Raw genomic sequence first — 24895 nt, forward strand, 5'->3', positions numbered from 1 at the left:
CATCTAAATCAACTTTTTTGATTTCGATTACGTTGATGTGTACTTTTTTGTTTGTTAATGAGTTTAATTTGTTACGTAATTTCTCAATTTCTGAACCGCCTTTACCGATTACCATACCTGGTTTACCAGTATGAATAGCGATGTTGATACGATTAGCAGCACGTTCGATATCTACGTGAGAAACTGATGCTTCTTTTAATGCGTTATCAATAAACTTACGGATTTTTAAATCTTCGTGTAATAATGATGCGAAGTCTTTTTCTGCATACCATTTAGCTTCCCAATCACGGATTACACCAACACGAAGTCCGATTGGATTAATTTTTTGACCCACAGTGTTCCCTCCTTAAAAATTGATTAAGCTTCTTTAGCTTCTTCTTTACCGTCACTTACGACGATTGTAATGTGGCTTGTACGTTTGTTAATCGCACTTGCACGGCCTTGTGCACGTGGACGGAAACGTTTTAATGTTGGTCCTTCATTTGCATAAGCTTCTTTAACTATTAACTCATCAGTGTTCATGTCATAGTTATGTTCAGCATTTGCTAGAGCGGACATTAATAATTTTTCTACTACAGGTGATGAAGCTTTGTTTTTTAATTTTAAAATCGCAATAGCTTCACCAGCGCTTTTGCCTCTGATTAGATCTAATACCAATCTAACTTTACGAGGTGCGATTCTTATTGTTTTAGCAACCGCTTTTGCTTCCATTCGGATTTCCTCCTCTACTTGTTAGAAATTATCTTCTAGTTTTTTTGTCGTCAGCTACGTGACCTTTAAATGTACGAGTTGGTGCGAATTCTCCTAATTTGTGACCAACCATATCTTCAGTTACGAATACAGGTACGTGTTTACGTCCATCGTATACTGCGAATGTATGACCAATGAAATCTGGGAAAATCGTTGAACGACGTGACCAAGTCTTGATTACTTGTTTTTTCTCGCTTCCGCTTTGAGCTTCAACTTTTTTCATAAGATGATCATCAACGAAAGGTCCTTTTTTAATACTACGAGCCATAGTGGCGCCTCCCTTCTTATTGTGTGCGTGCAGCGATTACGCCGCACACCCAAATAAGTTATTTTTATTTTTTCTTACGTCCACGAACGATAAGCTTGTCAGATGATTTTTTACCACGACGAGTTTTCTTACCAAGCGTAGGTTTACCCCATGGTGACATTGGAGATGGTCTACCGATAGGTGCGCGACCTTCACCACCACCGTGTGGGTGATCGTTAGGGTTCATTACAGAACCACGAACTGTTGGGCGAATGCCTTTCCATCTAGAACGACCTGCTTTACCAACATTAACTAATTCATGTTGGATGTTACCAACTTGACCAATAGTAGCACGGCAAGTTGAAAGAATCATACGAACCTCACCAGAACGTAATCTGATTAATACGTATTTACCTTCTTTACCAAGTACTTGTGCACTTGCACCAGCTGAACGAGCGATTTGTCCACCTTTACCAGGTTTCAATTCGATGTTGTGTATAACTGTACCTACTGGGATGAATTGTAATGGTAATGCATTACCTACTTTGATGTCAGCATTTTCACCACTTTCAAGAACTTGACCTACTTGTAAGTTCTTAGGAGCGATGATGTAGCGTTTTTCTCCGTCAGCGTAAACAAGTAAAGCGATGTTTGCTGAACGGTTTGGATCATATTGGATTGAATCAACTTTAGCGTTGATACCATCTTTGTTACGTTTGAAGTCAATAACACGGTATTGACGTTTGTGTCCTCCACCATGATGGCGAACTGTCAATTTACCTTGGTTATTTCGTCCCGCTTTTTTCGGTAGCGGTTGTAATAATGACTTTTCAGGAGTCGTTTTAGTGATTTCTGCGAAATCTAAAGAAGTCATATTACGACGACCATTAGTAATTGGCTTATATTTTTTTAGAGCCATTGTCGTTTACCTCCTTATTGGTAATATTTTTTAGTTGAATAGATCGATTGATCCTTCTTTTAATTTAACAATTGCTACGCGGCGTTTGTTTGTATAGCCTTGGTAACGGCCCATACGTTTTTTCTTTGGTTTGTAGTTGATGATGTTTACTTTATCAACTTTTACGTCAAAGATTTCTTCAACTGCGATTTTAACTTGTGTTTTGTTTGCACGAGTATCTACATCAAATGTGTATTTATCTTCTGCCATAGCGACTGAAGATTTCTCAGTGATTACGGGGCGCTTAAGAACGTCTCTTGCTTCCATTATCCGAGCACCTCCTCAACTTTTTTAGCAGCTGTTTCTGTAATTAATACACTGTCAGCGCTTGTGATATCTAGAACATTTAAACCTTGAGCTGTAGTTACTTGTAAACCTGGGATGTTACGTGCTGATAATTCAACGTTTACATCTTCTGATTCTGTTACTACTAATACTTTTTTAGGTTGTTCTAAATTAGAAAGAATTGTTTTGAATTCTTTAGTTTTTGGAGCATCTAAGTTAAATGAATCAACAACAGTTAAGTTGCTTTCTTGAACTTTGAAAGATAATGCTGAGCGTAATGCTAAACGGCGCATTTTCTTAGGCATTTTGTAAGCATAACTTCTTGGTGTTGGTCCGAATACGATACCACCACCACGCCATTGTGGAGCACGGATTGTACCTTGACGCGCACGTCCTGTACCTTTTTGTCTCCATGGTTTACGTCCACCACCACGTACTGCTGAACGATTCTTAACAGCGTGTGTACCTTGGCGTAATGAAGCACGTTGTAAGTTAATTGCTTCAAAAAGAACGTCATTATTTGGTTCGATTGCAAATACTGAATCATTTAATTCAACTGAACCTGCTTTAGATCCGTCTACTTTTAATACATCATAATTAGCCATTATGCATTTTCCTCCTTTCGCTTTATATTATTTATTACCTTTAATTGATGAAGTGATTTCTAAAAGACCTTTTTTAGGTCCAGGTACATTACCTTTTACTAAAATAACATTGTTTTCAGCGTCAACTTGAACTACTTCTAAGTTTTGAACTGTTACAGTGTTACCGCCCATACGTCCAGGCATTTTTTGTCCTTTAAAGACTCTTGAAGCATCTGACGCCATACCTACTGAACCAGGTGCTCTGTGGAAATGAGAACCGTGAGACATTGGTCCACGTGCTTGATTGTGACGTTTAATGGCACCTTGGAAACCTTTACCTTTTGAAACGCCTGTTACATCAATTACGTCGCCAGCTTCAAATGTATTAACTGAGACTTCTTGACCTACTTCGTATTCATCAACATTAACGTTTTTGAATTCACGAATGAAGCGCTTAGGTGCTGTGCCAGCTTTTTTAGCATGACCTTCAGCTGGTTTGTTAGCATATTTGCTTGTTCTGCTATCTTTTTTGTAAGCTTTTTTATCTTCGTAGCCTACTTGAATTGCGTTGTAACCATCAACTTCTTCAGTTTTCTTTTGTAATACAACGTTTTGACTTGCTTCTACTACTGTTACAGGGATTAAATCACCGTTCTCTCCGAAAACTTGTGTCATCCCGATTTTTCTTCCTAAGATTCCTTTGGTCATCGAAAGTCCACCTCCTAAATTTTCTATTATAATTTGATTTCGATGTCTACACCAGATGGTAAGTTTAAGCCCATAAGTGCATCAACTGTTTTTGGTGTTGGGTTAACAATATCGATTAAACGTTTATGTGTACGTTGTTCGAATTGCTCACGTGAATCTTTGTACTTATGCACGGCACGAATGATCGTGTAAACTGATTTTTCAGTTGGTAACGGAATTGGTCCAGAAACATCTGCACCAGAACGTTTTGCAGTTTCAACAATTTTCTCTGCTGATTGATCGATTACTCTGTGATCATAAGCTTTTAATCTGATTCTGATTTTTTGTTTTGCCATAATTTTCCCTCCTTATTCGTCTACATTTAAGTGATAGACTTCTCCACGAAAACTATCTCACACAGCGCCATGGCAAAGCGGCCGGGTGTGTCAGTAACCTTTCGCTTCATCGCGTGTTCTTAAAGTCCAACATTAGATATGTTACATGAAAAAACGTGATTTATCAAGCTTTTTCATAAAAGTTTTTTCAACTTTTCGTCTAACACATACTTTGTTATTGTACTTGAATTACGCTGACAGTTCAACCTATTTTGTAATTTTTTTCATATTACAATTGTTATTTCACTATTTCGCTTATCCTTTTTATTATATATATTGTTTATTATGTTTTATAATATGATTGTTAGGTGGTGACGATTTATAATGAAAAGTGGTATTAGAACTTTATTATTGATATTGAGTTTAATTTTAATCATTGGGGAGTTCGTATATGGCATTCCATTTTTAGGTGGTAGCATTATATTAAGTTTCGGTTGGCAGCCATTACTTATTAACGTTCTTTTATATTTGATTATGATGATTATTTTAATAGTAGATAAACAGAATAGTATTAAACCAATGGCAATTATTCCATTGCTTGGTATTATAGGTTCATTTATAGCATTTATACCTGTCATCGGAATGATCATTCACTGGATTTTATTTTTCTTATTATTATTTTTTATATTTATTCTCTTATCTGCTCCGATATATGTGCCAAACAAAAATGCAAAAGTTGTGTACACACAATACAAGGATGATAATAAATAATAGCGGTTGTAAATTTACAATGATAGTTTAACTGATTTCTTTGTTATTTTAAAGTAATTTATCAAATCATTGTTTACATCTATATAATGAAGAAACACGATTCAAAGTAGGTTTCTTTTTCTATTAAAAGCTATTTTCGAATAATAATTGAATAGTTGGTTAGATTGACTGATCACAGTATAAGGTAATTTCTATTTATAGGTTATAGAAATTGCCTTTTTCATATTATATATGTATTTTTATAAGCAAGCTTTGTGTATGAGTATTTTCAAATAACATTAGTTATAAAAAAGCTGCCTCACTCTTGTTTAATTGAAGAATGAGACAGCTTATTATTTTATAATGTTTGATTTTGCACTTCTTATGTAGTGCTCGTCACGTTATCTAAAATGTGTAGTTATAATTAACCATGTACAAAGATAAAGTATAGGATGAATAATACCATTAGACCGTACATAATTGGATGTACTTCTTTATGTCTCTTAGAAATTAACATAGTAATTGGATAAAAGATAAAGCCACATGCAATACCAGTAGCAATTGAATAAGATAATGGCATCATAATAATCGTTACAAATGCTGGAACTGCCACTTCAAATTTCTTCCAATCTATTTCCGCAAAGTTCGCTGCCATTAATACACCTACTACAACGAGGGCTGGTGTTGTTACAGCACTTGTTACCACTTCCATTAACGGACTAAAGAATATCGCTAATAAGAAACAAAATCCTGTTACAATACTAGCAAATCCAGTTCTAGCACCGACTGCGACACCTGATGTTGATTCAATATATGATGTCGTTGTCGTTGTTCCAAATATCGCACCGACGATTGTTGCTAATGAATCTGAGAACAATGCTCTACCAGCTCGAGGTAATTTATTATCTTTCATTATTCCCGCTTGAGAAGCAACCGCTACTAATGTACCAGCAGTATCAAAGAAATCAATGAATAGGAACGTTAAGATAACAATTAAGAATTGAACCGTTAAGAGTTGACTCGGATCTTTAAATGCCTCAAATGCAGCACCAAATGTTGGTTCAATACTTGGTACATGACCAACTACACTACTTGGTGTATGTATCAATCCAGTAATCATTCCTAGTATAGATGTAATCACCATACCTACAAAGATTGCACCTGGTACTCTTAGCGCATATAAGATTACTGTTACAATAATTCCTATAACAGCCAATATAACAGGTCCATCTGTAATGTGACCCAAGGTAACAAGTGTTGATTTATCCTTTACTATAATACCTGCACTTTGTAAACCTACAAAGGTAATAAATAAACCAATACCTGCTGATACTGCCATTTTCATCTGATAGGGTATGGCATTAATAATTGTTTCCCGTAGCCCTGTCATTGTTAATATCGCAAAGACAATTCCTGAAAATAGCACGCCTGTCAAACCAATTTGCCAAGGTATTCCCATTGTTAATACTACAGTAAATGCAAAGAATGCATTTAATCCCATACCCGGTGCTAGAGCAATCGGATAGCGAGCAATAAGTCCCATAAATAATGAACCCACAAATGCTGCAAGTGCTGTGGCAACAAAAATAGCACCTTGATCCATTTTCATGTCATCTGAAACGCCATTTACACCTGCTAAACTTAGTACTTGAGGGTTAACAGCCAAAATATATGCCATTGACAAGAAAGTTGTCAGCCCACCAAGTATCTCTTTTTTATAGTTTGTGCCATGCTGATCAAACTTGAAATACTTTTTCACGGTTAGTTCTCCTTTTTTTGAAAATACCTTAATATTTTAATACCAATTGTAGTATTTTACAATAGCAAACACGAACTTTATTAATTAAACAATCATTTATACACTATAAAACTAGAACTTTAACCCTTTTAACGCATCTTGGAATGGGTTATTTTCGATTGTTTCGTTCTGATTCATATATTTTTTCATGTCTTTTTTATTTACTTTATCTGACTTTTTATTTTTAAGACGTTTATCCATTTGTACCTGTGTTTCTGTATGGCCACATACGCAACGATAAACAGCATCTTTCCCCCTACCAAATAGAGTCATCTTTTTATGACAGTTAGGACAGCGAGCATTTGTTTTTCTCTGTACATTTTTCTTAGTTTTACAACTTGGATCCTGGCAAACTAACATTTGTCCATTTTTAGTTTGTACTTTAATCATGAATTTTCCACAAGTTGGACATTCTGTAGTTGTTAAATTATCGTGTTTATATTTTTTATCATTCTCTTTTATTTCATTAACGACGTCATTGGTAAATTGTTTCATTTCCTCTATAAATTTATCCGCATTATATTTTCCACGTTCAATTAACGCAAGCTTTTCTTCCCATTCCGCAGTTAACAATGGTGAAGTTAATTTTTGTGGTGCTAATTCTAGAATTTGCTTTCCTTTTGAAGTTACTTTAATTTTACTATCTCTCACTTCTATAGCATTCATATTAAATAGTTTTTCAATTATATCTGCGCGTGTTGCTACAGTTCCTATACCACCAGTTTCCTTCAATGTATGTTGATGTTTACGATTATTTAAATCAAAGAATTTCTGAGGACTCTCCATAGCTTTAAGTAACGAGCCTTCATTAAAATATGGCGGTGGCGTCGTTTCGTGTTGTTCGATATTGGCTTGATTCACTTTTAATGTAGCACCTTGTTGTAATCCATCAAGTTGTTCTGTTGATTTTTCGTTGTATTCAGAGATAGCTTTGAACCCTAATTTCGTAGTTACTTTGTCTTTAAAGTTAAACGTATAACCATTTACAGTAAATTCCATAATTATTGCTTCGTATTCATAAGCTGGCAAAAGATTTTCCAAAAATCTTTCAGCAATTAACATATAGACTTTGCTTTCTCGTGGACTCAAAGCATTCATATCTGGACGAACTTCTGTTGGAATTATCGCATGGTGATCTGATACTTTGTTATTATTAATAAACCTTTGTTTCGGAGAAAACTTTTGTTTAAGTTGTTGTTTAGCTACATCCTTTAATGACGTGCCCATGATTGCGTTAACACGGTCTTTAAGTGTGTCTACCATATCATCGGTTAAATAATTTGAATCTGTTCTTGGATAAGTTACGAGCTTATGTCGTTCATATAATGTTTGTAACGTATTTAATGTTTCCTTTGGTCCAAAATGATATCGTTTATATGCTTCTTGTTGTAAATCAGTCAAACTGAATAATTGATGTGGGTATGCCTTTTTATGATTACGTTTAATCGATTGTATAGTACCCTCTTGACCAACAACTTTCTGTTTTATCGTGTCATATACCTTTTTATCTTTATGTGACTGGGGTTTTGCTAATTGTAACGTTAATCCATTTGCTTTGACAGACATTGTATAATACGTTTCAGGTTTAAACTGATTAATTTCATTTTGTCTCATTTGAACAAGCTGAATTGTCGGTGTCTGTACACGTCCTAATGATAATTGTGCATCATACTTTGTAGTCAACGCTCGTGTTGCGTTGATACCTACAATCCAATCCGCCTCACTTCTGGCCAATGCTGCGCGATATAAATTATTAAACTTACGTCCATCTTGTAACTTGTTAAATCCGTCTCTAATTGCTTTCGTTGTAACGGAACTAATCCATAAACGTTTGATAGGCTTTTTATTATGTGCTTTATCTAATATTAGACGTGCAACGAGTTCACCTTCTCTACCAGCGTCCGTCGCAATGATAATCTCATTTACTTTGTTATTATTTATTAATGCTTGTACCGTAGAAAATTGTTTTCTTGTCTTAGATATGACTACAGTTTTCATTTTATTTGGTATAATAGGTAAAACATTTAATTTCCATTCTTTATATTTAGCGTCGTATTGTTCAGGTGTTGCATTTGTTACTAAATGACCGAGTGCCCATGTTACGATATATTTATTATTTTCAAAGTAACCATTGCGCTTTTCATTTATATTTAAGCTGTTAGCTATATCTCTACCTACTGAAGGTTTTTCAGCAATTATTAGTGATTTCATAATAACGTCCTTTCAAAAAATCAATATCTTATCTATTGTAACACGTATATAATACATCATAACTTCCATTTAACATAAAAAATTCTTATAATTAAGGAAATAGTTCATCTGACGGAGGTAGCTATATGAAAACGATCAAACTAAATGATTATGACCAAATTACAAGTTTTATAAATGATGCAGACTATCACTCGGCTTCTTATTTGTATAAACTTCCTCAAGCAAGAGAGGCAATCAAAGCACAGATTGAAAAAGCAATTGAAGATCCAGGTGTCTATGCTCATTTAGACGATAACAACGAGATCATAATGCTCATACTTGCTTTTAAATACGAGGAAAATAAATATAAAGTATTAGGTCCATTTATAAAGCATAATACAACGCCAGATTTACAAATGTACCACGACTTATTTATTACATTAGCCAATAGCAAACCAGACACTGCAAACTTTAACTTTTCATTTGAAGAAAATGAGCAAAACTATAGTAAGTTTATGAAACACATTCAAGCATCTTATAGCTTTACAGATTATCATTTAATCACATCACAGGATGTTGGAGAAATTGAACATGCACAAAACATCACTGAGTATAAACCAGCATATTACCGTGCATTCGCAAAGTTACACCAGCGGACATTTAAACATGATGTAATGACTGCAGATGAAATTATAGACTCACTGGATGACAATAATCGTTTATTTATCTTTATGTCTGAAGGCTTGTTAAAAGGTTATCTCTATTTACAAGTATTCGAAGGTAATCATAATGCTGAAATTAAATATTTTTCATCACACAGTGACTATCGACTGATGGGGATTGCCTTTGATTTATTATCACATGCACTCCACTATGCATTTACGCATTACGATATAAACAAGATTTACTTTAAGATTCGCAGCAAAAATAATACCTTAGTTGAACGATTTAATGAACTTGGTTTTAATATAAATTATGAATATAGAAAATTTAAATATGTAGCAAGTCATATTGAATAGTGCTTGAAGTTATCGTCTAAATTTAAATCTAGTTACGTCTTCCATTGTGTAAAGTGCTATAACTAGCAATATCGAATTGAAATAAATACTTGTATTCGTCAACGTATCAACATATATACATTCATTATAGTGGGATAATGAAATCTATTTAGCAAAACAAGATTTCTATCTCACTCTTTTTTTGTGTATTATTATCCTTTCAAAATGAAACTTTTAGCAATTTAAATGTAATTTTACTTTTATTTTTGAACACATGTTTTTACTATATTAAAGTTTTCATTTAGAATGTATTCTTGGAGACAATTTTAATGGTTGTTTTTATTGGGGAAGGAAAGTAAAAATAAATATAGAAAGAGTGAGTGTAGTATGGATTTATTAATTGCCTTATTACCTGCGCTATTTTGGGGTAGTGTAGTATTAATTAATGTATTTGTCGGTGGAGGACCTTATAACCAAATTAGAGGTACCACATTCGGTGCATTAATTATTGGTATTATCTTATTACTAACTGGTAATGCAAAATTTGATGACATTACCGTAATTATTGTCGGATTGATTTCTGGTGCTTTCTGGGCACTAGGTCAAGGTTACCAATTGAAATCAGTAAGTTTAATTGGTGTTTCAAAAACAATGCCAATTTCAACAGGTTTACAATTGGTTGGTACAACGTTATTTAGTGCTATTTTCCTAGGAGAATGGAGCACAAGTACTCAAGTCATTTTAGGTCTTGTAGCAATGGTTCTACTTGTGGTAGGTATTACATTAACATCTATCAAAGGTAAAAACGAAGCTTCTGAAAGTAATAGCAATTTCGGCAAAGCAATGCCAATCTTATTAATTTCAACGATTGGTTATGTTGTTTACGTCGTTATCGCACAAATCTTTGGTGTCGATGGAACAAGCGCATTATTCTTCCAATCAATCGGTATGGCGATTGGTGGACTTATCTTATCAATGAAACATGAAACATCAATTAAAAGTACTGTATGGAACTTAATACCGGGTGTCGTTTGGGGTATAGGTAACCTATTTATGTTCTATTCACAACCTAAAGTTGGTGTAGCAACTAGTTTCTCATTTTCACAATTACTTGTCATCGTCTCAACACTTGGAGGTATCTTCTTGTTAGGCGAACGTAAAGATAAGCGTCAAATGATTGGTATCTGGGCTGGTATTGTACTTATTATTATTGCAGCCTTTGTATTAGGAAATTTAAAAGGTTAAGTTCAATTACTAGACTAATGTTTTAATGTAGGCGTATTATATCTCATTGGGGCGAATGCACTTGTCATTTGATGAGCGCATGATATTTTACTAGGAGGAGTCAAAATTATGTTCACAGATTTAAAAGATAAAGTTGTTGTAATCACTGGTGCTGGTAGCGGAATTGGTAAATCATTCGCAGAAGCATTTGGTAAAGCAGAAGCAAAAGTAGTTATGAACTACCGCTCAGAACACCACGTAGAAGATGTTGATCAATCAATTAAGTTAATTGAAGAAGCTGGTGGCCAAGCTATTAAAGTTCAAGCAGACGTTTCTGTTGAAGCTGACGTTAATCGTTTAGTACAAACTGCAGTAGACACATTTGGTACGCTTGATATTATGATCAATAACGCTGGTTTCGAAAAACCAATTCCAACACATGAAATGCCTTTAGAAGAATGGCAAAAAGTTATCGACATTAACTTAACTGGTGCTTTCATTGGATCAAAAGCTGCTGTTAATCAATTCTTCAAAGAAGATAAGAAAGGTGTTATTTTAAACACTTCAAGTGTTCATGATACAATTCCATGGCCAAACTATGCTAACTATGCAGCTAGTAAAGGCGGATTAAAATTAATGATGGAAACAATGTCTATGGAATACGCGCAATACGGCATTAGAATTAACAACATCTCACCAGGGGCAATTGTAACAGAGCACACTAGAGAAAAATTCTCTGACCCAACTACACGTGCAGAAACACTTGAAATGATTCCTGCAAAAGAAATTGGTGAAGCTGATCAAGTAGCAAACGTTGCTTTATTCTTAGCTTCAGATTTAGCAAGTTATATTCACGGAACAACAATTTATGTTGATGGTGGTATGACTAACTACCCTGCATTTATGGGTGGTAAAGGTTAATCATCATAAACTTCTATATACTATGATGTGGTTTAACAAATCCTTTGTTATTATTCAAACATTGGCAACTGTAAACCACTAAATTAAGCGAGTGAAACATCATTAGTTTCACTCGCTTTTTTTATATGCTCAAAAAGGAATATACTTTTTTAACATTCACATAAATAGACTAGTTAAATCTATAATATCTCCAATACAATAAAAATGAGCTAAATGACCTTATAGTTTCTAACTACAAATATCATTACAGCTCATTTGTCTCATGTATTCCTATTCGCATTACACCATCATTTTCATCTAGAATTTCCGTTACACGAAGATAGCTTGATAGATATACAGTATAACAATACTTATAACTATTGTTAAATTAGTAACCATTCCAACTAATGGCAAAGTCTTATACTTAAACTGTATAGAATATGGAATAATCGCAACACCTACAGGTAATAACCAAGCCACTTGTAGTGTTGTCTTCACCATATTATCACTCACTGGTAGGAAGAAATGTACTAACAATCCTGCAATAATACCTAGACCGTAATGGATACCAATATATTTCAAAGCAATTGGTAAAAATCGTCTATCTATACTAAAGTTCAACATCAAACCAAGTAATATCATGGACAATGGCATATTCGCGCCTGATAATACTGTGAAAAAGTCAATTACAGGTTTAGGAAAATGAATATTCGCCATGTTCAAGATAAACATAATAATATAGGTCATCAATGGTACAGAGCGTAGTAAATTCTTACCTAAATATTTAAAATCAAAGCTATCTCCACCACTACTAAAGTAACTACCAACAAAGTACGTTACACCAAACATAATAATTGCCCCACCGATGTCGGCCATACCAAAATAAATCATTCCAGATTCTGGCCAAATCGCTTCGACTAGTGGATAAGCAAATAGCCCAATATTTAAAGAGGCCATCATCATACCAGTTGCGCCTCTTACATGGTTATCGTATTTTAAAAAGAACCATACTACAATAATCTTTGCAATAATGCCATAAGCAATCATCATAATAGGTAAAATTGATAATGACACATCTAAATCCGCTTTATTTAAGTTTACAATAACCAAAGAAGGAAGCGTGACATTAAGGACGAGTGTAGAGAATACTTGACTATCATTCGCCTTAAAGTAATTAATTCTCTTAAGGGTGTAACCTAAAGCAATCAGTAAAATGATTATGATAAATTGTTGCGTCACAATAATCCTTCTTTCATTTTATTTTTTCAAATATAATTTACAATCTATTTTCATACTTTAACATACATTTTGGTAATTTTAGAAGCTTTCAGTTTCATGTTATACTTTATGTGATTTTCAATTTTTTTAAATTAGTAGCTTAAAGGAGTTTATAATATATGGATTTAAATCAAAAACTTATTGAACTTAAACATGACTATGTTCGTTTACAAGGTGATTTAGAAAAACGCGAATCAGTAAATCAACAAACTGATCCGTTATTAAAGCAATTAGATGAACTGGAACAAGAAATAGCTGCTGTCCGTTCAGAAATTAGTCAAAAAGAAGATAAATAATATCCTAGTAAATCTATTTTTAACATGCTAAGATTAATAGCGAATTATAGAAAGGATGTTATTTAATGCAACTTTATCTAATATTTTTACCAATACTCTATTTAATAGTTAGTTACATAAGTATATTTAAGATGGATACAATTATTACACGCATTTTACGTATAATTATGGCACTATTATTATTATTTGTAGTTGCAATCACAACATTATCCTTCCCTGCAGTCAACTGGTGGGTATTTATATTATTATTACTAATCGTTGGTAATGTTGAAATTACTGCATTTAAACATTTAAAGCAAGATAAAAAAGCAATTCAAATATTAAATATGATTAGCCTTGGTTTAATCATAATTTATGTCATCTTAACACTTGTCCTTTACTAAATTGAGTTGAGTAGTGCAGCAGTGTTTAGAACATCATACTTATAACAATGCCCCAAAGTGGAACTATAAATTTCATTTTGGGGCATTTGTTTAGCCTTTTCTAGCTAGCGATATTAGTTTACACATGCATATTCAATTACTAACATGCCATTACCTTTTAGTACTCCCTTTTAACCATTAATCACTAACCTTCAATAATTTAACGTCCATATCATTGTTATTCAAAATTTCTGTACATCTATGCAGCAAAAAAAGACAATTTCTATCACAGTAAGATAGAAATTGCCTTTTATTCATATTAGCTAGAAGGCACTTCGTTTTATAAATGAGTGCACAAGCTAGAATCATTTTCTTTATGATTTTCGATGTTTAAATAATTTATTTTTCATTGTAAATAATAATTCATAAATAACAGGTACGACGATTAAAGTTAATACAGTCGAAGAAACTAATCCGCCAACTACAGTTGCCGCCATTGCTTTCGAAATAAGTATTGAACTATTTTCACCAAACAGCATTGGTATTAAGGCTGCAATTGTAGCTAATGCTGTCATTAATATTGGTCTAATACGTGTTGCCCCCGCTTCAATTAAAGCTGCTTTCATATCTAAGCCTTCATGTTGCTTATTAATCACTCTGTCAATTAGTACAATGGCATTGGTTACAACAATACCTATTAACATCAACATACCAATCATACTTGGAACAGAAATTGTTTCTCCTGTTATAACAAGTGCTATAACAACACCTATAATTGTATATGGTAGTGAGAACAAAATTGCAAATGGTGCTAAACCACCTTTAAATGTTAACACTAGGACCAAATACACAATGATAATTGCCGCTAACATAGCAACAGAAAGTTGGATAATTGCATTTGAAATATCTTCGTTCGCACCACCAACACTCGCTTTTACATTATTTGGTTTATCTAATTTATCAACCTTAGACAATACTTTTTGAGACACTGTTCCAACATCATTTTGTGTAACTTTAGCTGAAACTTTTGTCGCATAATCTCCAGCTTTGGTCTCAATTTTATTAGGTGTAGATGATTTCTCTAAACTTGCGATATCGCTTAATTGAATTGTCTTTCCAGTTGGAGTTTGAAGCTCTGTCTTTTCTAATTTTTCTTTTGTCCAATGTGTTTCTTTATCTTTCTTCACTTTTACGTCAACTGATTTACCATTTTCTTTTACTTTTGTTATTGCTTGCTCTGGTGCATTCTGACTTAAAGTCATAGCTAATTGTGATGCAGATAATCCGTTCTCACTAGCTTTATTCTGATCTACTTTGACATTGTATTGCTCATAAGTCTCTGTCAAATCAGATTTTACATTTGCTAGACCTTTTGTATGTTCCATTTCACGTTCTATTGATTTCACAGTACCTTTAATTGCATCTAATGACGGACCTGTCACAGTAATTTCCAATTTGTTATTCGTACCACCTGTACCCATGTCTTGATTAGACCATTCACCAGGATGGTGGTAATGTTTGATATGGTTTAACACTTTATCAGGTTCTTCATCAAAATGAGGTGTGTCAGAATCATACTCAACCATTAGTGCTAGGCTATTCGAACTGCCCGTTGGATCAGTTGGTGTTTCTCCACCTACTGAATATTGTACAGTTTTAACTTTATCCTTATCATTCAAATAATTTTGCACTTTCTCAGCATGTTTTAAAACACTTTGCTTTGTTTCCCCTGGTTTTGGAGTATATGTCAATGCCATATATTTATCGTCACCAGTAGAAATAAAGCTCGTACCCAATTTGGCAGCACCTAATCCTATACTAAAAATTAATAACACTGTACTTACAATAATGACAATCCATTTATGATTGAGCGACCATTTGAGTATACGTTGATATTGCTTACTTACGATACCTAAATTTTCAGTACGTGGACGTTTAATACCCTTTTTAAATAAACTAGCACTTAATGCAGGTACTATCGTAATTGAGACCAGCAGCGATGCAAGTAAACTAAAGGCAATCGCTAAGGCAAACGGTCTAAACATCTGACCTACTGACCCTGATACAAATGCTAATGGTAAGAAGACAACGATTGTCACAATAGTGGATGACATAATTGGTTTAAATACTTCTCTCGTTGCATCTATAATTAAACTATCCCCTACTAATACCTCACCTTTATCTGATAATCTACGATAGATATTTTCAACCACGACGATTGAATCATCAATAACACGTCCGATTGCCACAGTTAAGGCACCTAGTGTAAGTATATTTAATGATACATTGCATAATTTCAATGCTACCATAGCTATTAAAATAGACATCGGTATAGATACTACTGATATAGCCGTTGTTCTAATATTTCTCAAGAAGAGTAAGATAATGATGATAGCAAAAATTGTACCTAAGATTGCCTTTTCAATCATAGTATTAATCGCGTCTTCAATCGGTTTAGCCGTATCCATAACTTTTGTATCTTTTAATTCAGGATTGGCTTTAACGAATTTGTCGATCTCTTTCTTAGTATCTTTAGCTACTTGAACTGTGTTTGCATCCTGTGCTTTAATCACTTGGACATTAACTGCATTTTTACCATTCGTTTTAGAAATTGATTTTCTTTCATCACCAATAGAAACATTAGCAATATCGGCTAATTTAACTGATGGTACTTTAGTTAATTGACTCGTGTTAGTAACAGAAGTACCTGCCATAGCATCTTGCCCACTGGCTGACGCATTGCTTTGGTCATCGCTATTCCCAGATGTTGCACTAGCTGCAGATAATGGTATTTCTAAATTTTTCAGACCATCGATAGAATTAAATTGTCCATCAATGACAATCGATTTCTCTTTATCATCAAATTGAAATAATCCCAGTGGTGTTTCACTTGTAGCACTCTTTATGTATTGTTGTGCACTATCCGCTGTCAAACCACTTTTTTCTAATGCGCTTTGTTTAAATTTAATTGTTACTTCACGTGTTGTTTGTCCATTTAATTGTGCGTTCTGTACACCATCAATGGTTTGCAATTTAGGTAATAATTGCTGTTCTAATTTTTTCGTCGTACTTTTTAAATCATTGTCTTTAGAAGTAAAAGAATACGCAACGATTGGAAAAGCATTCATCGTTTGTCTTTTTAATTCTGGCTCTTCAACATTTTCCCCAAATTTGATCTTATCTAGTTCTTTTTTCAATTTATTTTCAGCACTGTCTAAGTCAGTACCTTCTCTGTATTCAACAGAAACAATCGATGCGTTCTGAATGGATTGCGCACTAACATTTTTTACATCGGCCATCGATCGAATTTGTTCGTCAATCTTATCACTAATTTCAGTTTTAGCTGTCTCTGGTGTTGCACCCGGCATAGTTGTTTGAACTGTAATCATTGGTGTTTCAACATCTGGCAATAATTCAAGTTTCATTTTAAAGCTTGAATAAAGCCCGCCTAGAATAACGAGTAACACCATTAAAAAGATTGCAAATTTATTCCCTAGCGAGAACTGTAGCATCTTCTTTATCATTCCCATAGCTCCTCTCATTTTTCACTAACAACATCAATTTACCACAATATCACAGGATACAATATAGCTTTACTAAATTATTTTAAAAAGATTATCTATCTTTCTTATCTGCTACTATTTGTTTATTTTTCAACATAACAAAATCCCTAACCTATTTGATAACGCTACATTGTAAGGACAATTGCTTAAACTAATGTGTTGTTTCAAATCGCTAGGGATTATTTTAATCATTTGCTATATTATTTTCGCTTTAATTTTCTTGAAATATTAATTTTTGCTTTGGTTAATTTAGGTTTAACATTTTCAATGACTTGGTAAAGTGGCTTGTTTAACACATAGTCAAATTCTCCGACTTTTTCACTTAAGTATGTTCCCCATACTTTTTTAAAGGTCCACAAACCATAATGTGATGAATCTTTATCTGGATTATTATCAGTTCCCCCAAAGTCATAAGAAGTTGCACCATTTTCTCTTGCATATTGCATCATAGCAAATTGCATATGGTGATTAGGTAAAAAGTCTCTATAATCATTCGAAGATGCACCATATAAATAATAAGATTTTTTACCTGCAAACATGAGTAAGGCACCAGATAAATAAATACCGTCTGGATGACTAGCTTCCAAGCCTTCCATTTCTGTAATAAGTTCCGTTGTTTTTGCTATCTTATTATCAGCATCATTGATTTTATTTAATGTTTTTTTATCTTGTTTTTTCTCACTTAATTTCACTTTTTCTGCTTCAATACCTGCTAATTCTTCACGTAATTCCTTTAATACAGGTTTAGGTTCCAATTTCACTAAGAATAATTCAGCATCGCCATCTGGATGTAACGCATCATAAATATTTTCAAAATAACTTATATCTCGCGTTAAGAAGCCATCTCTTTCACCTGTAATCTTCATTAAATTACTAAATGTCTTCAAACCTTCGCGATTTGAACGTTCAACAGTGGTACCTCGTTTTAAAGCCAATCTTACTTTAGAACGGTTTCGTCTTTCAAAGCTTTGAATTAATTCTTCATCAGTCTTATCAATTGGCGTAATCATCGTCATGCGAGGTTGAATATAATCTTTAGATAAACCTTCTTTAAAGCCTTTATGCTTAAAGCCTAATGCTCTTAGATTTGTTAAAGCTTCAGTTCCATGTTCAACTTCAACATCTGGATCAATTTTAATTGCATAGGCTTTTTCTTCTTTAGCAATTTGCATAGTGGCTTCTAATAATGTTTCTAATGCTAATTTATTACTATAATCAGTTACAAAGCCTCTTGAGATATAACATAACGTAAATGGTAGTTTGGGCACTTTTTTAAATAATAGTTGAGCAACTCCAACGATTTCTCCAGCTTCCCCAACTGCGACTCGTCTTGAATACCAACCCGTTAGTTTTTTTGTTTCTGCCCATTTTGTCAATTGTAATAAATCACCTTGCGGGTGAGCCTTTACAAATGCATCATGTTCTTGATTTGTGATATTCATCTTTTCCATAAAAACTGATGTCTCCTTTATCATTACAGTACATTAAGTATTATACATTGCTTCAAACATTCTTTCACATATTTACCATTCATTTGCTATACTATATTAAAAATTAAAAAAGAGGTAAAGGTAATGCGTATTATTATTTTAAGTTTACTATTAATTATCAATATTATTTTTATATTTCATGATATAACTCAAGCATTAACAGTTTCATTTTTAAGTATTAGAATTATTTTAGCATTTCTTAGTTTTGTATTATCCATTTTTCTATTATTATTGCGCGTCAATCGATATATCACGATATTGACAATCGTTACACTTCTCGTTTCAATCATTCATATAGCATTGATTGCACATAGTGTATACCTTTATATCTATTAATCAGCTTCAAATTGATAATTGGCACCTCTAATAATCAACGTATATGATGAAGTTGTTTTATTATCTGTTAATTGAATCGTTTTATAACCTGAATAATGTCCATCATTAATACGATAGATGATTGGGTCATTTTCCAACTTGAGATCTGAATAAGTGGCTGTTTCATCTACGATTTTCATGTTAAACCATTTGCACCACTTTTCAACTGTGTGAGCACGTTCTGTACTATTAATAACGATTCCTTTAACAGTAAATTCTTTTTGTTTAAATGGTTCAATTTTTTTATTTCTAACTTCTTCAATCTCATCCCATTGAATAAAAAATGGCGGTTTAACTCTATAATCAGGATCCGCAATATATAATAATCTCCATGTTGTTTTATGACCCTTTTTATTTTCACGTTGCATATTTACCGGGCCAATGACCTCGACACCCTTTTCCTCCAAGTCACTTTTAACTTGATCGATATCTGATGTTTGAAATGCAATTGTCTTTAAACCTTGCTTATAGTCGTCTTGTACTATCTTTGAAGGAAATGAAACACGTCCTTCTTCAGTTTTAATTATTTTTTGTAAGACTTCAGGTTTATTTACATCTAATAATTCAATATAAGCATTATTCAAATAAGCTAATCTGTTAAATGTGCCTAGTCGTTCGTGCTGTCCACCTTGATTTAATTTTAAAATGTGACCAGGATATTTAAAATCATTGAGCTGTTGAATATAGTGAATAATATGATCCAACTTTAATTCTTTCATAGACAATCCCCTAACCTTTAATATCTTATTAATTTTAACAAATAATAAGGTTTATTACCCGTCAAAACAATATTCAGTCGTCTTTTATTGTTATAAATTTCAATTGTTTATTCATTACCCTACTTGAATTATAGATAATCTAGTATTGCTTTATTTAAAGAATAGGTTTACAATATTAATTGTTATAAACAAGTTAGCTTAGCTAACTATTAGGGAGGATTATATGGATACAACTTTGCTTTTCAATCAATTAACTGGTGTTTATCGACCTTATATCAAACTATTTCAACCAGTATTTGATGACTTCGAACTCTTTCCCGCTCAATGGCTCGTGTTAAAAGATATATCTCAAAATGCACCTACAACGTTAGTTCAAATTTCGAAACGACGCGCTATAGAAAAGCCAACTACGCGAAAAATCCTAAAGGCGCTTTCAGAAAAATCTCTACTCATCATCGAACAAGGAAAAGATAAAAGAGAAAAAAAGCTATCCTTATCTGACGATGGAAGATTATTATTCTCGCAAATGAGCGAACGCATAGAAGGGATTCAGGATGAAATTATTAAAGAAGCAGGTATTTCAGCAGACCAACTCGCTGAAACATATCACACCATCCGCTTAATTCACGAACAAATTAATAAAATGGAGGAATCATAACATGTCTGATCGTTCAAATTTAAAGACACCAATTTGGACAAAAAGCTTTAACATTAACTTTATCACTAACTTTTTAGTCTACTTATGTATGTACTTGTTAATCGTTATCGTTGCCAGTTATACGAAAGAAGTTTATCATGCCTCTGACAGTGTTGCTGGTTTAGTGTCCGGATTATTTATCATCGGGTCACTTATCGGTCGATTTGCTACTGGTAAATATGTAAATAAAATTGGTCCTAAGCGTATATTATTAATAGGACTAGCTTTTCTCTTAATCACACAGCTTTGTTATTTTATTGAAGGTTCATTGTCCTTCTTAATGTTCACAAGATTAATTAATGGTATTGCCACAGGTATTACAACTACTGCAACTGGTACAATTGCAGCGTATGTAACACCTTCCGAAAGAAAAAGTGAAGGTATTAGCTTGTTCTCATTAAGCCTAGTTATAGGTGCTGCAATCGGACCATTCTTTGGCTTATTATTAATCAATAGTTTTCCAATCAAACTATTATTCTTTATTTGTTTAATTTGTGGTATTGTCAGCTTTATTATTTCTTTCTTCGTTAATGTGAAGTTTGAAATCACTAATGAAACTTCAACACCTACGACTAAGCGCAAAGGATTTAATCTTAGCAACTATATTGCAAAAGAAGCAGTACCCGTTGCCGTTATTATGTTAATAGCTGGCCTAACATATTCATCTATTCTGACATTTTTACAATTTTTCGCTAAAGAAATTGATTTAGTCTCACTTGCAAGCTACTTCTTTATTTTCTATGCCATAGCATCATTAATAACTAGACCCATTGCCGGTCGATTAATGGATCAAAAAACAGAAAATGTAGTAGCGTATCCTTCGTTCATTTTGTTATTTTTAACATTTTTAGTACTAAGTTTAACGCATAGTGGCTGGATGTTAGTATTAGCTGGTCTGTTATTAGGTGCAGGATATGGTAATATTTCATCATGTATGCAAGCTATTGCCATTAAAGTATCACCACCGACTAAATATGGTATTGCCACTTCTACTTACTTTATTGGATTAGATTTAGGATTAGGCTTTGGTCCATATGTACTTGGATTTGCTACATCAACTATGACGTACGCTCAACTATACGGTGTCATGGCTGTTGTCGTTATCATTACCTTAATCATTTATTATTTAGTACATGGTCGCAAAGTAAAAGACATGGAATCATATTAATTCAATAACAAAAAACGAGGGTTATCGATAATTTTCAAACCGATAACCCTCGTTTTTTACTTTAGTGAATATCCCGCATATAAACTAAAGTCTAATGTATTAATTTTCAACTTATTATATTAAGGAACGTTGATATGCTCAATTTCTTTAATAATGTCATGTAACGCTTCATGTTGTGTCTCATTATAGTAATAGAACACCTGACGCTCATCAGTCTCAGATCGTACTTTTGACAATAATTCCTTTTTATAAATTTTTCTAATTATCACATCAATTTTACTTGTGTCCCATAACATTTCAAAATGTAATGTGTCACGTAATTCCTTACCACTGATTTTTGTGGCTTCGTATACTTTATATAAAACCACAAATTCTTCAATAGATAAACTGTGCACTGACTTTAACCAATGCTTTAATTGACTTAACGCCCTTTCGGAAGTTATAAAATAAGATACTTTACTTTCCATAATGCGTGCCTCCTCATTGTCTTCTCTAGTTGTATTAATGGCTATTTTTAATGAATAAGCTTTTTAAATATTATATAACACTTTCTTCAATAAATCTATTATTTTAATTCAAATAAATAATTAAATTCTACTATTGGATTCTATTTATATACCCTATTATTCATATCACAATATTTTTGTATTACCTAAAATCTATAAATGTTATTTTAAATTATTACAAAATATGTAAAGTTAACATGTAAATACACTGAATCTACCATAAAGTATTTACTTTCAAGTATGTACAGCGACATCTTTCACTCCTTTAAAAGTACTAAATAAAAAATAAAACAGGAACACCTCGTATTAATTGGAGATGTTCCTTTTTAATTTATAACTATTTGAGTTAAATTAGACACTTATGTGATTGTTTTAATTAAATAATATTAAGTGTATACTTAACCACCTATATAGTTCATATTTATTTTATTTTTTTTACGATTCGCTACAGTTTGTTCAGTACGTTCGTCAGAATACCGATTATCTCTTATTTTCCATAATGTTTTAAATTGTTCTAATAGTGTTTCATCTGAGGCACCTGAGCGCATAAGCGATTTGACATCAAATCCATCGACTTCACTAAATAAACACCCATAAAATTTCCCATCGGATGATAAACGTGCACGTGTACACGTACTACAAAATGATTGTGACACGCTTGTAATCAAACCAAATTGTACACCGTTATCTTTATGTCTATAGTACTTTGCTACTTCACCATAGTATTTAGGCTTTACCGCCTCTATATCAAACTCATTTTCAATCATAGATAACATTTCATCTTTAGTGACTACTTTACTAAAATCCCAACCATTATCATTACCAACATCCATAAATTCAATAAATCTTATTTCAATATTACGATGTTTAAAATATTCAAGCATTGGCAATATTTGATCATCATTCACACCTTTTTGTATCACTACATTTACTTTGATGTGAAAACCAATAGACAGCGCATAGTCAATTTGTTCTAAAATAGTAGTCGCTTTAATGTTTCTATTATTTATACTTTGGAACACCTGATCATCTATTGCATCAAGACTAATATTCAGACGTCTTAACCCTGCATTATACAAGTTCAAACCATGTTTCTTGAGCAACAATCCATTTGTTGTCAAACCAATATCTTCAATGCCCTCAAGTTCGTTAAGTTTAGCTATCAGTTTATATAAATCACGTCTCAGTAACGGTTCTCCACCTGTGATGCGTATTTTTTTGACACCTAACTGCGTATAAAGTGCAGCAATACGTACCATTTCATCAAACGTTAATAATTCATCTTTAGGTAAAAAGACAAAATCATCACCGAAAATTTCCTTAGGCATGCAATAATCACATCTAAAATTGCAACGGTCAGTAACTGACAACCTTAAATCTCTAATAGGACGACCGAGTTTATCAGTTATTTGTTCAACCATATTCACAGGCCTCCTTATCTATTCAATATACGAAACTTTAAAGAGTCCAAATCTTGCTGATAGTTTATATTTTTGTACCAATATTCAGTCGAATCAATTTGATTAACATCTAACCAATCCGTTACGACTTGATGATAAACATGCTTCAGACTGTAATCGTCAGAAGTTAAGGCCGCTTCTATCTGTTCCATAGTCCTTGGATGATAAAATGCAATCGTTGGTATAGGTTGTTCACCTTCTTTAAAACCAGCGACATCAAGTTGGTCATCTATTAAATGTTCCACCATAAATTGATAGAGCTTACTTACTGCCTTTTGAGTAATCATAGGCGTATCGACCGAAATCACGAAGAATAATTCTTCTTCTTGATAAGTTTTCATAGCTGCATGAATACCTGCCAAAGGCCCTTTATTTTTATGTTGTGCTTCATCTACTAGAATATGTGGATAGTCAAATTTATCCTGTAACTGATCATTTGTACTAATAATAATTTGATTAAACATATTCGTAGCCTCTAATACATCGATGATTCTACGATAAAATGGTTGTGAATCAATCTCCGCAAAAGCTTTAGGTTCACCGAATCTCTCTGATTGTCCTCCGGCAAGTATAATTGCTTTCATTTCTCTCTTAACCTCCGCTAACTGGTGGAATTAATGCGACTGTATCATTTGATTGTACAATGTCGTCATCCTTTACAAACTCTTCATTTACTGCAATCTGAAACTTCACCTTTGCAATTTCTGGATAACGTTCTATGATATGTTGTACAAATGATTTCACAGTAATATCATAACTTAAATCAATTTCTTCATCGTGCTTATCCAATAATTCCCTAAGTTCTGCAAAATAAAGTACCCTCATCGTTTAACACCTTCCTACAGAATCTTCATGCTTACCACGTTGGTCACCTTGCCATTGTGCACCATCTTCCCAGATTTCTTTCTTCCATATTGGGACGATAGCTTTGATGCGTTCAATAGCATATTCATTTGCTGCATATGCATCTTTTCTATGTGGTGATGACACACTAATTAATACTGCTATGTCCGAAATATTTAATGGACCAATTCTATGCACAATCGCAGTAATTGTACCTGGCCATTGCGCTTCAATTTCATCACCAATTTGCTTTAATTTTTTCTCCGCCATTGGTATATACGCTTCATATTCAAGATATTCAGTTCTAATACCTTTTGTCCACTCACGAACATGTCCCGTAAATACTACAACAGCACCTTGCTTTTCATTTAACACAAATTCCCGATATTGTTCTGTCTTGATAGGTTGAGTTACAATTTCGAATTGTTTCAT

27 protein-coding genes are annotated in these 24895 nt (G+C 33.2%); 8 read left to right on the forward strand and 19 right to left on the reverse strand.

Translation table 11 applies throughout. The annotated features are described in order from the left end of the window. The 8 genes from rpsC to rpsJ all read right to left on the reverse strand — a co-directional run. Positions 1-334 (reverse strand): 30S ribosomal protein S3 (rpsC, locus tag ACF91D_RS16025; RefSeq protein WP_392437352.1); only part of this gene is annotated, 334 nt, incomplete at its 3' end. 23 nt (positions 335-357) lie between these two features. Beyond that, on the reverse strand, positions 358-711 hold the full coding sequence (gene rplV / locus ACF91D_RS16030) for a 50S ribosomal protein L22 (protein ID WP_002482617.1): 354 nt from the start codon (positions 709-711) through the stop codon (positions 358-360). A 28-nt stretch (positions 712-739) separates the two neighbouring features. Then, the gene (rpsS, locus tag ACF91D_RS16035) at positions 740-1018 is read right to left on the reverse strand and encodes a 30S ribosomal protein S19 (RefSeq protein WP_019468644.1); all 279 of its coding nucleotides are present in this window, start codon (positions 1016-1018) and stop codon (positions 740-742) included. Positions 1019-1082: 64 nt separating this feature from the next. Beyond that, positions 1083-1916 (reverse strand): 50S ribosomal protein L2, encoded by an 834-nt coding sequence (rplB, locus tag ACF91D_RS16040; protein ID WP_107526893.1) that lies wholly within the window; start codon positions 1914-1916, stop codon positions 1083-1085. Between the two features lie 30 nt (positions 1917-1946). Further along, a complete protein-coding gene (rplW, locus tag ACF91D_RS16045; RefSeq protein ID WP_042739083.1) occupies positions 1947-2222 on the reverse strand; it encodes a 50S ribosomal protein L23 in 276 nt (91 codons plus the stop codon). Next, positions 2222-2845: a 50S ribosomal protein L4 gene (rplD, locus tag ACF91D_RS16050; protein WP_042739084.1), complete on the reverse strand. Its 624-nt coding sequence runs from the start codon at positions 2843-2845 to the stop codon at positions 2222-2224. Before rplD ends, rplW begins: the two co-directional genes overlap by 1 nt. Positions 2846-2872: 27 nt before the next feature. Beyond that, complete coding sequence (gene rplC, locus ACF91D_RS16055; protein WP_107512200.1) at positions 2873-3532, reverse strand: 50S ribosomal protein L3; 660 nt, start codon at positions 3530-3532, stop codon at positions 2873-2875. 26 nt (positions 3533-3558) lie between these two features. Next, positions 3559-3867, reverse strand: coding sequence for a 30S ribosomal protein S10 (gene rpsJ, locus ACF91D_RS16060; RefSeq protein WP_001118667.1), 309 nt, complete (start codon positions 3865-3867; stop codon positions 3559-3561). A 363-nt stretch (positions 3868-4230) separates the two neighbouring features. Between rpsJ and ACF91D_RS16065 the strand changes: the two genes are divergently transcribed. Further along, the gene (locus ACF91D_RS16065) at positions 4231-4617 is read left to right on the forward strand and encodes a hypothetical protein (protein WP_119624459.1); all 387 of its coding nucleotides are present in this window, start codon (positions 4231-4233) and stop codon (positions 4615-4617) included. 403 nt (positions 4618-5020) lie between these two features. Here the strand turns inward: ACF91D_RS16065 and ACF91D_RS16070 are convergent, their stop codons facing one another. Both ACF91D_RS16070 and ACF91D_RS16075 read right to left on the reverse strand, forming a co-directional pair. Then, positions 5021-6355, reverse strand: a complete 1335-nt coding sequence (locus ACF91D_RS16070) for an NCS2 family permease (RefSeq protein WP_107513317.1) — start codon at positions 6353-6355, stop codon at positions 5021-5023. Positions 6356-6466: 111 nt separating this feature from the next. Beyond that, entirely contained in the window at positions 6467-8605 is a 2139-nt protein-coding gene (locus tag ACF91D_RS16075; protein ID WP_107589333.1) for a DNA topoisomerase III, read from the reverse strand. 125 nt (positions 8606-8730) lie between these two features. Here ACF91D_RS16075 and ACF91D_RS16080 point away from each other — a divergent pair, with 125 nt between their 5' ends. The 3 genes from ACF91D_RS16080 to ACF91D_RS16090 all read left to right on the forward strand — a co-directional run bounded on the left by ACF91D_RS16080 (position 8731) and on the right by ACF91D_RS16090 (position 11727). Then, positions 8731-9603, forward strand: coding sequence for a GNAT family N-acetyltransferase (locus ACF91D_RS16080; RefSeq protein WP_107527122.1), 873 nt, complete (start codon positions 8731-8733; stop codon positions 9601-9603). 366 nt (positions 9604-9969) lie between these two features. Then, positions 9970-10827, forward strand: coding sequence for a RhaT/GlcU family sugar-proton symporter (locus ACF91D_RS16085; protein ID WP_107527121.1), 858 nt, complete (start codon positions 9970-9972; stop codon positions 10825-10827). A 108-nt stretch (positions 10828-10935) separates the two neighbouring features. Beyond that, positions 10936-11727, forward strand: a complete 792-nt coding sequence (locus ACF91D_RS16090) for a glucose 1-dehydrogenase (RefSeq protein ID WP_042739091.1) — start codon at positions 10936-10938, stop codon at positions 11725-11727. 309 nt (positions 11728-12036) lie between these two features. Here the strand turns inward: ACF91D_RS16090 and ACF91D_RS16095 are convergent, their stop codons facing one another. After that, the gene (locus ACF91D_RS16095; protein ID WP_042739092.1) at positions 12037-12945 is read right to left on the reverse strand and encodes an AEC family transporter; all 909 of its coding nucleotides are present in this window, start codon (positions 12943-12945) and stop codon (positions 12037-12039) included. Positions 12946-13103: 158 nt separating this feature from the next. On the opposite strand from ACF91D_RS16095, the gene ACF91D_RS16100 reads away from it, so the two are divergent. Then, on the forward strand, positions 13104-13280 hold the full coding sequence (locus ACF91D_RS16100) for an SE1832 family protein (RefSeq protein WP_182475073.1): 177 nt from the start codon (positions 13104-13106) through the stop codon (positions 13278-13280). 65 nt (positions 13281-13345) lie between these two features. Beyond that, on the forward strand, positions 13346-13663 hold the full coding sequence (mspA, locus tag ACF91D_RS16105; protein WP_042739093.1) for a membrane stabilizing protein MspA: 318 nt from the start codon (positions 13346-13348) through the stop codon (positions 13661-13663). A 353-nt stretch (positions 13664-14016) separates the two neighbouring features. Here mspA and ACF91D_RS16110 read toward each other — a convergent pair whose 3' ends face one another. The 3 genes from ACF91D_RS16110 to ACF91D_RS16120 all read right to left on the reverse strand — a co-directional run bounded on the left by ACF91D_RS16110 (position 14017) and on the right by ACF91D_RS16120 (position 19789). After that, on the reverse strand, positions 14017-17166 hold the full coding sequence (locus ACF91D_RS16110; protein ID WP_119624457.1) for an efflux RND transporter permease subunit: 3150 nt from the start codon (positions 17164-17166) through the stop codon (positions 14017-14019). A gap of 239 nt (positions 17167-17405) precedes the next feature. Beyond that, positions 17406-18656 (reverse strand): lipid II:glycine glycyltransferase FemX, encoded by a 1251-nt coding sequence (locus ACF91D_RS16115; RefSeq protein WP_107512193.1) that lies wholly within the window; start codon positions 18654-18656, stop codon positions 17406-17408. Positions 18657-19027: 371 nt separating this feature from the next. Continuing rightward, complete coding sequence (locus ACF91D_RS16120; RefSeq protein ID WP_107527119.1) at positions 19028-19789, reverse strand: VOC family protein; 762 nt, start codon at positions 19787-19789, stop codon at positions 19028-19030. Positions 19790-20012: 223 nt separating this feature from the next. Here ACF91D_RS16120 and ACF91D_RS16125 point away from each other — a divergent pair, with 223 nt between their 5' ends. After that, entirely contained in the window at positions 20013-20447 is a 435-nt protein-coding gene (locus ACF91D_RS16125; protein WP_042739098.1) for a MarR family winged helix-turn-helix transcriptional regulator, read from the forward strand. A 1-nt stretch (position 20448) separates the two neighbouring features. Next, positions 20449-21654, forward strand: a complete 1206-nt coding sequence (locus tag ACF91D_RS16130) for an MFS transporter (protein ID WP_107527118.1) — start codon at positions 20449-20451, stop codon at positions 21652-21654. A 119-nt stretch (positions 21655-21773) separates the two neighbouring features. Here ACF91D_RS16130 and ACF91D_RS16135 read toward each other — a convergent pair whose 3' ends face one another. The 5 genes from ACF91D_RS16135 to ACF91D_RS16155 all read right to left on the reverse strand — a co-directional run bounded on the left by ACF91D_RS16135 (position 21774) and on the right by ACF91D_RS16155 (position 24895). Next, positions 21774-22121: a SarA family transcriptional regulator gene (locus ACF91D_RS16135; RefSeq protein ID WP_107527117.1), complete on the reverse strand. Its 348-nt coding sequence runs from the start codon at positions 22119-22121 to the stop codon at positions 21774-21776. 437 nt (positions 22122-22558) lie between these two features. Then, positions 22559-23581, reverse strand: a complete 1023-nt coding sequence (gene moaA / locus ACF91D_RS16140; protein WP_107526581.1) for a GTP 3',8-cyclase MoaA — start codon at positions 23579-23581, stop codon at positions 22559-22561. Positions 23582-23595: 14 nt separating this feature from the next. Beyond that, positions 23596-24204: a molybdenum cofactor guanylyltransferase MobA gene (gene mobA / locus ACF91D_RS16145; protein WP_042739102.1), complete on the reverse strand. Its 609-nt coding sequence runs from the start codon at positions 24202-24204 to the stop codon at positions 23596-23598. A gap of 7 nt (positions 24205-24211) precedes the next feature. Next, positions 24212-24445: a molybdopterin converting factor subunit 1 gene (moaD, locus tag ACF91D_RS16150; protein ID WP_042739103.1), complete on the reverse strand. Its 234-nt coding sequence runs from the start codon at positions 24443-24445 to the stop codon at positions 24212-24214. Positions 24446-24448: 3 nt separating this feature from the next. Continuing rightward, the gene (locus tag ACF91D_RS16155) at positions 24449-24895 is read right to left on the reverse strand and encodes a molybdenum cofactor biosynthesis protein MoaE (RefSeq protein ID WP_042739104.1); all 447 of its coding nucleotides are present in this window, start codon (positions 24893-24895) and stop codon (positions 24449-24451) included.

Source organism: Staphylococcus sp. 231237_7MaSpsaltlick (assembly GCF_043107035.1).